The organism is Streptomyces sp. E11-3 (assembly GCF_046540415.1).
Classification (GTDB): domain Bacteria; phylum Actinomycetota; class Actinomycetes; order Streptomycetales; family Streptomycetaceae; genus Streptomyces.
Window position 1 is genome coordinate 1,654,045 of record NZ_JAZGRL010000002.1, and the last position, 8,714, is coordinate 1,662,758.

An 8,714-nucleotide genomic window follows, 5' to 3' on the forward strand; every position below is an offset into this window, starting at 1 on the left:
GCCGTCGTACTCACCCCGCACAACAGCCGTTGCACACAGCGCAACCAGCCGACGTGGCGGGTCAGTGAATCTCCGTCACCACCACATCGAGCTGCCATGGCTTCCCGGCCTTCACCGGAGCCTCGGTCTCCACCACGTATCCGAGGTCCCGCAGCGCCTCCACCAGCTCCGCGGGCCCGGCGGGCGCCGCCCCTGCAAGCAGCAGCTCGCGCACCAGGCGCCCCTTGGTGGCCTTGTTGAAGTGGCTCACCACGGACCGCTTCTCGACCCCGTCGACCATCCGCGAGTGCAGCACCCGCACGGTCGCCGTACGCGAGGCCAGCTCGCCCTTGGGCTTCCACGCCGCCGCGTACGCCGCCGACCGCAGGTCGAGTACGAGCCCGTCGCCCGCCGCCTCGGGCAGGACATCCGCCATGTACGGCCGCCAGTACGCGCCCAGCGCCCCGAGCCCCGGCAGCTTCACGCCCATCGAGCAGCGGTAGGAGGGGATACGGTCGCCGATCCGCACCGCGCCCCACAGCCCCGAGAAGACCAGCAGCGAGCGCCCGGCCCGCTTCTTCGCGGCGGCGTCCAGCGAGGCGAGCCCGAGGGCGTCGTAGAGCACGCCGGTGTAGATCTCCCCAGCGGGTCGCGCACCGGCGACCCTCAGCTCGGCGTTCTTGCCGACCTCACCCGCGAGCCCGGCACTCAGGCCGAGTACCTCGCGCGCCTTCTCCTCGTCCCCCAGACACAGCTCGACCAGCTCGTCCAGGACGGCCGCCCGCGCCCCGGCGAGCCCAGGCAGCGACAGCGACTCGGGCTTGAGCGGGGCACCGCGCCCGGAAGCGGCCTTTCCTTCGGACGGCGGCAGCAAGACGAGCACGGTGATCGTTCTCCTTCGGTGCATAACGGGACGGGGGTGCGGCCCCGCAGCAGCGTATCCGCACAACAGGCCACGACGGCCCCGAGGCCATACGCTCGGCCTATGCCCCGCCGCCATATGCATGTGACCGGCGCCGCCGAGGCCCCGCTGCGCTCCGCCCTGCGTGAGCTGCGCACCGAGCTGGAGGCGCCGCAGGACTTCCCGCCCGAGGTGCTCGCCGAGGCGGAACAGGCCGCGAAGTCCCCGCGACTGCCGGGCGAGGACGCGACCGACATCCCCTTCTTCACCCTCGACCCGCCCACGTCCACGGACCTCGACCAGGCGATGCACCTGTCCCGCCGTACCGGTGGCGGCTACCGCGTGCGGTACGCGATCGCGGACGTCGCCGCCTTCGTCACACCCGGCGGCACGCTCGACACCGAGGCGCACGCGCGCGTGATGACCCTCTACTTCCCGGACGAGAAGGTTCCGCTGCATCCGCCGCTGCTCTCCGAGGGCGCCGCGAGCCTGCTGCCCGACCAGACCTGCCCGGCCCTGCTGTGGACGATCGACCTGGACGAGGACGGCCGCAGGGTCGCCACGGACGTACGCCGCGCGCTGGTGCGCAGCCGCGCGAAGCTGGCGTACGAGGGTGTCCAGCGGGCCATCGACGAGGGCACGGCCGAAGAGCCCGTAGCCCTCCTCAAGGACATCGGCCAACTGCGCGAACGCCTTGAAGTCGAGCGCGGCGGCATCTCCCTCAACGTCCCCGAACAGGAGATCGTCGAGCACGGCGACAGCTACGTACTGGAGTACCGCGCCCCGCGCCCCGCCGACGGCTGGAACGCCCAGATCTCGCTGCTCACCGGCATGGCCGCCGCGGACCTGATGACCGCATACGGCACCGGCATCCTGCGTACGCTGCCCGCCGCGCCCGACGGCGCGGTCGGCAGGCTCCGCCACTCGGCCAAGGCGCTGCACATCGACTGGCCGCACCACACCCCGTACGCGGAACTGGTCAGGTCACTGGACCCGACGAGCCCCCGCCACGCCGCCTTCCTCCAGGAGTGCACGACGCTCCTACGGGGTGCGGGCTACACGGCGTTCGAGAACGGCGAGGTCCCCGACCCGCACGTCCACTCCGCGGTGGCCGCCCCGTACACCCACGCGACGGCCCCTCTGCGCCGCCTCGTGGACCGCTATACGGGAGAGATCTGCCTGGCCGCGACCGCGAACGAGCCGCCGCCCGACTGGGTACGGGCCGCGCTGCGCGACCTCCCCAAGGAGATGGCGGGCGGCGCCCAGCGCGCCAACACCGTGGAGCGCGAGTGCGTCGACATCGTCGAGGCGGCGCTGCTCAGGGGCCGGGTCGGCGAGGTCTTCGACGCGTACGTGGTGGAGGTACGCGACCCCGACGCCGACCCGGCCGTCGGCACGGTCCACCTGGAGGACCTCGCGGTGATCGCCCGCATCGAGGGCGACGGCACCCGGCTCCCGCTGGGCGAGCGCCTGCGGGTCCGCCTCACCCAGGCCGATCCGGGGACGGCGAAGGTCCGGTTCGCCCCGGCGTGAGGGTACGCGCCCGGCGGCCGCCCGAGGAGCCACATCCTCCCGGACGCCACCTTCGTCCCGCACACGCTGCGTCTCTTCCGCGGCGCGGACCCCTGGATGCCCTGCGAGGGCGTGGCCATGGTCGCCGAGGTGACCGACGCCAAACCGGCCACCGACCGCGAGGCCAAGCACCGCTGCTACGCCCGTGCCGACATCCCCCTCTACCTCGTGGTCGACCGGACGAAGTCCTCGGTGACCCTCTTCAGCGACCCGGAGGGCGACGACTACCGCGAGGTCCGCACCGTCCCGTACGGCAAGGCCCTCCCCCTCCCCGGGCCCTTCGCCTTCGACCTGGAGACCACGGACTTCGTCTGAGTCCGAGCCGCCCCCTCCCGGCAGGTAGCATGGCCAACACGGCGGACGAGCCGGCCGGGCGGCCGCGACGGTGATCTTCGGATCGCCGCCGAGGAACGTCCGGGCTCCACAGGGCAGGGTGGTGGGTAACGCCCACCCGGGGTGACCCGCGGGACAGTGCCACAGAAAACAGACCGCCGGGGACCGTATCCGTACGGACCTCGGTAAGGGTGAAACGGTGGTGTAAGAGACCACCAGCGCCTGGGGTGACCCAGGCGGCTAGGTAAACCCCACTTGGAGCAAGGTCAAGAGGGGCCCTCGCAAGAGGACCCTGCGCGGATGACTGAGGGCTGCCCGCCCGAGTCCGCGGGTAGACCGCACGAGACCGGCAGCAATGCCGGTCCTAGATGGATGGCCGCCTCCCCGGCCGCCGCAAGGCGACCAGGAGACAGAACCCGGCGTACAGGCCGACTCGTCCGCCGCTAAGGGCCTCTGGCCAGCGTTTTCGCTGGTCGGAGGCCCTTTTTTGTGGATTCAGACCCTTGGGTAGACCCCGTTCCGTACGGGTTCAAACCGGGGTTCACGGCTACGTACGTAGCCATGAAAGTAGCCATGGCACGGTGGTGCGCGAGACTGCTCGATCCTGCTCCTCACCTGCGGCAGGACACCTCTGGCCTGGCCCTTTGATGAGTCGGAGCGTGCAGCCGGGACATCTCGCAGCCCATGATCAGGTTGTACCTCTTTGACTGCCCCGGATAGATCAGCGGTTCTGCGGGGCGTAAACGCACCAACGGGGCTGAGGCCGGTGTCGGCCTCAGCCCCGCTGAGGTTCTTCGTACGGCGCCCACAGAGGCGCTGAGGTCACGCTGCGACAGGCTCGGCGGACCGTGCTGGCCGCGCCGTGAGGCTCGCGACGATGGCGCCGTGCGTGTCCGCGTGGTTCCGCAGGAGGTGGCTGTACGTCCGGCGCAGCTCCTCGACGGAGTCGCCGACCCACGCGGCCACGGTGTGCTCGGGGATTCCGTTCTGGAGGCACGTGGAGATGAATGTGTGCCGGAGGTCATGGAAGGTGGGGAGGTTCCCCTTCTCGTCCTTGATCCCCAGCTTCCGCAGCGTGGGCTTCCACGCGTCGTCGTTGAAATGGTTCCGGCAGATGAGGTTGTTACGCGCGCTCCAGAACAGGGCGCGTGCTGTTCCGCGCTTGCACTCGGTGAGCGTCTTCTTGTGCTCCCACAGGACGTTCTGGGTGACCCGCGGCGGCTGCCGCTCCATGAACTCCTCCAGGCCGTCCACCAGGTACGGCGGCGTCGGGACGTCTTTGGTGTTCAGGCGCGGGCTCGTCTTCAGCCTCTCGACGAGCGTGGGGCTGTAACGCGTCTCCTTGGTCCGGAGGATCTGCCGGCGCACGGTGAGCAGCTTGCTGTCCGTGTCGATAACGTCGTCGCACACGGCCAGGGCCTCTGCTTGGCGGAGCCCGCACGCGAACCCGAGCATGGGTATGAGGCGGTACCGCTTGGGAAACTCGTCGTAGATCGCCCAGCACTCCTCCGCGCTAAAGACGTAGAAGGTCGACTCGGCGACGTAGGGCCCGTCTACCTCGTACGTGGGATTGGACGCGATCTTTCCATTCTGGAGGGCATCCTTGATGATCATCTTGAAGACCTTCCAGTGCCCCTCCGCGGTGGAGTTGGCGAGGCCCTTGTTGGCTTCCATCTCCTGTACCCACGCCTCGACTTGAGCCTTCTTGATGGCACGAAGACGCTTGCTTCCCCAGCGGGGGTTGAGGTGGACGCGGACAGCGGTCTCATAGCTCGCAACGCTGATCTCCTTGGCGCGTCGTCTGCCTAGCCAGTCAGCTGCCCACTGCTTGAAGGTGAGGTTCGTTTCGACGGGCTCAGGGGTTGCGCCTGGGGCCATCCCGTCGAGGATCGCTTGCGCTTGAGCCTGCGTCAGGCTGACTGATTCGGGGATCGTCGCGCGCGTGCGACTGCCTTCGTCAGTCGTGCGGTTGTAGGACCAGCTATGGCCGCACCCGCCCTTCTTCGGCCTGTTCTGGTCAGGGCAGTCGCACCTTTTGTAGACAGTGGGCTTGCGTGCCACGGGGCGCCTCTCACGATCTTGGTTGATTCTCAGGTGACTCCCTGGCCAGGGGAGTTGGACTCTACGTAGGCGCAGCCGTGGCTGGTCAAGCCGTCGAGTTGGGGGCGGTGCGGCAGGTGACGCGCCCACCTTTGGCGCCTTAACTTCCGTGTCGGTGCGCGGAATTCACTCCGTACGTGCGTCGAGCCATGCCTCGAAATCGCGCTCCCGTACGCGGAGGATGCGATCACTGATGCGCACGACGGGGATATCCCAGGTCCTGTAGTTGTCGAGCACGGTGCGCTTGGTGAGTTCCATCCGCTCGGCAATCGTCTCGAAACTCAGCAATACGTTGGAACCACCGCGAGGCATGGACGTCCTTGTTTACTCGTAGTTGTCCCCCGGCGGACCATTCCGGCCGGACGGAGCCGGTTGCGTTCAGTCCGGCACCGATACGTACGTCGATCAGCGGAATCTGTTACACCCAGAAGCCGAAGGCCCTCGCCGTAGGTTGGGGGCGCGCTGACATGGCGGAGCAAGCGGCGGTGTCAGCCGGTCTAGCAGCATCGGCCCCAGGGCCAGCGGCTGACAGCGGTCCTCGCACGGCAGCCGTGTGTGCGCTGGCCGCTACTTCTGCACTCGTTCCAAGCGACGGCTCGGGCGGCGCGGGCCAGGGTGGATGCGCATGACCTCCTGGGCCGCACCCTTGCCGCGGGTGCGCAGGACGCCGCGTCGGCGGCCCTCGCGTAGGACGCGGGCGGTGGCCTGGGTACCAATCTTGGTTTGCTGCGCGGCGGCATCGACGGAGATCCACTCCTCGTACGGGAGGAGCATGATCGCGCGGTCGGCATCCGTGAGCGGGTGCATGTCCGTGGTCCCTTCTGTTCGGGTCTCGACGCCGGGTTGCTCTCCCAGCACGTGTTGCACCGTATACCACAGGTGACACCGTCGGGCATCGCTAACCCGTTCGATGGATTCCGTCAATGGCCAGTTATGCTGCCTCAACGCCATCCGGAACGGGATCTTCCTTCTGTGGGGAGCAGTTGAGATCGCCTGCGGATGGTGCGGATCAACGCAGCAACACAGCACGGGTTCTTGGGGGGACATCACGCCGTGACCAACATTCTGGAAGCCCTGGTCGCACGCGCCGCAGTGGGCGGGGCGGACGGGGCAGATGCCATCGCGGCGTTGTACGACGAACTGAACGGCACCGTGTACAGCTGGGTGCGCTTCTACGTTCGTGACGCCCACCTCGCGGAGGACCTGAGCCAGGAAGTGTGGCTGAAGGTCGCCCAGAACATCAGCAAGTACCGGCCAGGTACGAACTTCCACGCTTGGCTACGCACGATCGCGAAGAACCGTGCGCTCGACTACCTGCGGTCTGTGCAGCGGCGTCCCTCGGAAGTGCTGTACGCCGATCATCTTGAACTCGACCGGCCGCGTGTCGGCCAGGGGCCGGAGGAGTACGCCGAGAGGCGTGCCCTTGCCGAAGCCGTTGCAGCCCACATGCATAGGCTGCGCCCAGAGCAGCAGCAGGTCTTGACCCTGCGGTTCTTCGTTGGGGAGAGCCCTGGGCGTACCGCGGAGATCATGGGCAGGACGGACGGTGCCGTGCGTACATTGACGGTACGGTCGCTGCGCAAGCTCGCCGAGGTCATGCCGGCTGGGGAGTCGTCTTCCCAGCTGATCGAGGAACTGCTGACGGCGGCAGTGAGCAGCATGAGAGTTGTCGGCACACGGGTTGAAACACGAGAGGCAAGGGCGCATGTCGCGACGCGCTGACCAGAGTGAGCGCCTGGAGCGGGCGCTGGACGGTGGGCCTATCCCTCACGACGAGGAGACTCGCCGAATGCTGGCGGCTGCGGGCGCGATGCGCCCTGGCCACCGGCGCAGCCCCGCGCGGGTCCAGGCCACCAAGGAGGCCATGCTCCGCGAGTATGAGCGTGCTCAGAATTCGCGGGAGAGCCGCGAGGATGCTGGAACGGGTGATGGTCTGGGCGAGCAGGTGATCCACCGCGAGGAGATCGAGTTGCCCGGCGGCGGCCATGTCGTCCTCGCCGACATCGAGGCCATCACGCCCGAGCGCGCCGCAAAGACCGCTGCCCGCATCGCACGCATTTTGCACAGCGCTGAGGAGAGAGACCGGCAGAGTTGAGCAACGCGATACCTGACTGCATGAACGTCTCCGTTGGTTCCCAGTTCGGCACATCGGCGCTGTACCGCTTCGTTGACGGACGCGAGAGTATCTACGTGTGCTCCGAGCAGGACAGCTTCGAGGGCGCCGTCGCGGATGTCTGCCGGGTCGCGCCTGGCCTCTCACTCCAGCAGGCCGCGCACGTAGTGCGTCGCGGTCGCTTCCCGGTTCTGGAGGAGCGGCTGTGACCTCATCGCTGCCGCCCCTTCACATCCATGTCCTCACCCCAGACGGGCATGACGACGAGGTACCGCTTGCCGACGTGGGCGTGGTCGACATCAACGGTGAGCGTCACCTGTTCTTGAGCCCGCAGTCATTCGGCTCCGCGGTTCGCCAGGTCAGTTCGGCCATGCCGGACCTGCCGCTGGAGCAGGTCGAGCGACTGGTGCGCGAGCACTGCTCTGAGTTCAAGGACTTCGACGAGCTACTGGGGCCAGCTGATCCTGCCCCGGCTGTCGACGTCCCGGCCCGCTCAGAACGGCCTTCCGAGGCAGGGCGCCCCCGAGGCCGCGTGAAGAAGTGGGTTGTGGCCGTGGCGCTGCTGCCTGCACTCGCCGGAAGCTGGGCACTGGGGCACTTCACTGGGAGCGGGAGCGGTGCAGCCGAGGCGGCTGCGAACGTCCCGCACGCGAGTGTGCCGCCGAGCTCCGTGGAACCCTCCGACGAGATGGATTCGGTGCTGCAGCCGTTCGCCACATCTGAGTTCCTGCGGTTCTCCGACGCAGGGAAGACCGAGTGCAGGACGATCGACAACCTCGAAGCAGAGTGCACGGACTCGGACGGGATGGTGATGGCGACCAAGGCCGCTATCGGCCCGGACAGCACCACCTTCACGTTCTCCTACGGCTCGGAACGTCTCGGGCTGCGGATCTTCGATGAGGCCAAGTATGCGGAGATGTGGGTGCATCAGGACGGCTCGAAGGAGCTGTACCCCAATCTGGCCTGCTCGGGTCGCTACGTGTTGTGGGGCACGGACAAGCAGCGACTGAAGAAGTACTTGGAGCTGCTGCGCGCCGAGCCCACTATGGGGACGTCCTTTCGTTGATGGGCGGTACCGGCCACTGCCTCCTCGACTGGCGCGCTCACACCCGGCGCTGTAGTCCGTGAGTACAAGGCGCACACGATCCTGTTCACGCCCCAGGTCGCACCGCTCACGTAAGGGAGCGCCGCGTGGCTCGATGAGTGTTCCGCGCGGCGCGTTGCCGGTGATCCCCACGGCTCAGAACGGGGGCTGAGAGACCACCCACTGGTCATCGGCGACCGGGAGCCCTGTGGCCGCGCGCTGTCCGCCGGTCTTGACGACCTTCGCTGTGGCGTGCTTCAGGCTCACTCCGACGTCCTCGACGTCGAGTTCGTGCACGGTGCGCTTGACGCCCTCACGGTCTTCGTAGGAACGCTGCTTGAGGCGGCCTTGCACGATGACGCGGGTACCTCGAGTCAGGGAGTCCGCAGTGTTCTCCGCTGCCTGCCGCCACACCGCGCAGGTCAGGAACAGGCCCTCTCCGTCCCTCCACTCGTTGGTCTGCCGGTCGAAGGTGCGTGGGGTAGAGGCGACGCGGAACTTCGCGACCGCGGCGCCGGAGGCGGTGAAACGGAGTTCGGGTTCGTCGACCAGGTTGCCGATCAGGGTCATGACGGTCTCGCCTGCCACAGGAGCGGGCCTTTCACGTATGGGGGTCGGCCCGCCGTGGGGGG

The 8,714-nt window shown here is 67.9% G+C and carries 9 protein-coding genes, 1 other RNA gene and 2 pseudogenes; 7 read left to right on the forward strand and 5 right to left on the reverse strand.

Going from position 1 to position 8,714, the window contains the following annotated elements:
* Positions 1-61: 61 nt before the first annotated feature.
* A complete protein-coding gene (yaaA, locus tag U9R90_RS26565; protein WP_411059198.1) occupies positions 62-862 on the reverse strand; it encodes a peroxide stress protein YaaA in 801 nt (266 codons plus the stop codon).
* 102 nt (positions 863-964) lie between these two features.
* Here yaaA and U9R90_RS26570 point away from each other — a divergent pair, with 102 nt between their 5' ends.
* From U9R90_RS26570 to rnpB, 3 genes and pseudogenes are all read left to right on the forward strand, one after another.
* Positions 965-2,413 carry an RNB domain-containing ribonuclease gene (locus U9R90_RS26570; RefSeq protein ID WP_411059199.1) on the forward strand — a complete coding sequence of 483 codons (1,449 nt, stop codon included), beginning with the start codon at positions 965-967 and terminating at the stop codon, positions 2,411-2,413.
* 12 nt (positions 2,414-2,425) lie between these two features.
* A pseudogene (locus tag U9R90_RS26575) lies at positions 2,426-2,767 on the forward strand (Uma2 family endonuclease); the annotation flags it as partial.
* A 46-nt stretch (positions 2,768-2,813) separates the two neighbouring features.
* Positions 2,814-3,225, forward strand: an RNA gene (gene rnpB, locus U9R90_RS26580) — RNase P RNA component class A.
* Between the two features lie 382 nt (positions 3,226-3,607).
* Here rnpB and U9R90_RS26585 read toward each other — a convergent pair.
* The 3 genes from U9R90_RS26585 to U9R90_RS26595 all read right to left on the reverse strand — a co-directional run bounded on the left by U9R90_RS26585 (position 3,608) and on the right by U9R90_RS26595 (position 5,743).
* Positions 3,608-4,846, reverse strand: a complete 1,239-nt coding sequence (locus U9R90_RS26585; RefSeq protein WP_411059200.1) for a tyrosine-type recombinase/integrase — start codon at positions 4,844-4,846, stop codon at positions 3,608-3,610.
* A gap of 165 nt (positions 4,847-5,011) precedes the next feature.
* On the reverse strand, positions 5,012-5,143 hold the full coding sequence (locus tag U9R90_RS26590) for a hypothetical protein (protein ID WP_411059201.1): 132 nt from the start codon (positions 5,141-5,143) through the stop codon (positions 5,012-5,014).
* 309 nt (positions 5,144-5,452) lie between these two features.
* Positions 5,453-5,743, reverse strand: a complete 291-nt coding sequence (locus tag U9R90_RS26595) for a hypothetical protein (protein ID WP_411059202.1) — start codon at positions 5,741-5,743, stop codon at positions 5,453-5,455.
* 195 nt (positions 5,744-5,938) lie between these two features.
* Here U9R90_RS26595 and U9R90_RS26600 point away from each other — a divergent pair, with 195 nt between their 5' ends.
* The 4 genes from U9R90_RS26600 to U9R90_RS26615 all read left to right on the forward strand — a co-directional run bounded on the left by U9R90_RS26600 (position 5,939) and on the right by U9R90_RS26615 (position 8,064).
* Positions 5,939-6,607, forward strand: coding sequence for an RNA polymerase sigma factor (locus tag U9R90_RS26600; RefSeq protein ID WP_411059203.1), 669 nt, complete (start codon positions 5,939-5,941; stop codon positions 6,605-6,607).
* Positions 6,608-6,674: 67 nt separating this feature from the next.
* Positions 6,675-6,980, forward strand: a complete 306-nt coding sequence (locus U9R90_RS26605; protein WP_411059204.1) for a hypothetical protein — start codon at positions 6,675-6,677, stop codon at positions 6,978-6,980.
* Between the two features lie 20 nt (positions 6,981-7,000).
* Positions 7,001-7,207, forward strand: coding sequence for a hypothetical protein (locus tag U9R90_RS26610; RefSeq protein ID WP_411059205.1), 207 nt, complete (start codon positions 7,001-7,003; stop codon positions 7,205-7,207).
* Between the two features lie 74 nt (positions 7,208-7,281).
* A complete protein-coding gene (locus U9R90_RS26615; protein WP_411059206.1) occupies positions 7,282-8,064 on the forward strand; it encodes a hypothetical protein in 783 nt (260 codons plus the stop codon).
* A gap of 183 nt (positions 8,065-8,247) precedes the next feature.
* Here the strand turns inward: U9R90_RS26615 and U9R90_RS26620 are convergent.
* Positions 8,248-8,670: pseudogene (locus tag U9R90_RS26620) on the reverse strand (single-stranded DNA-binding protein); the annotation flags it as partial.
* Positions 8,671-8,714 lie beyond the last annotated feature (44 nt).